Below are 463 nucleotides of genomic sequence, written 5' to 3' on the forward strand. Positions count from 1 at the left end.
CTCGGTCGTCGACATTCTCGATGATCGGAGTGTCGATAGCGCAGCCAGGTGGCTGCGGATCATCCCTCCGTCGAGGTCGTCAGCCGAGACCGTTGCGGCCTGTATTCGCAGGCCGTCTGTGAAGGCGCACCGCAGGCTCACCAGATGGCCGACCGGTTTCATCTGGTCCAGAATCTTCGTACGGCAATCGAGGAACAGATGAGCCTTAGTGGATTGCTTCAGGAAGACCCATCCTGTCCGAGGACGCTATTGTCGACGCTGCGACACCTCGCCGGCGTGCCCGTCTCGGGCATAGGCAGTCTCGCCAGGAGATATTCGAGATGCTACGCCTTACGCTAGGAGGGTCTATCCTACAGCGCGATCGCCCGACGGACCGGCGATGAGCGTCGCAGCGTAGCGAAGTGGCTCAAGTTCAAGGCTCCGCCAGATAGGCGGCGAGCAGCATTTGAACCCCACATCACCA

The 463-nt window shown here is 60.7% G+C and carries 1 pseudogene; it reads left to right on the forward strand.

The window, feature by feature from the left end:
- Positions 1-463: pseudogene (locus AC0L15_RS33240) on the forward strand (transposase); the annotation flags it as partial.

This window comes from Mesorhizobium sp. WSM4846 (assembly GCF_055811415.1).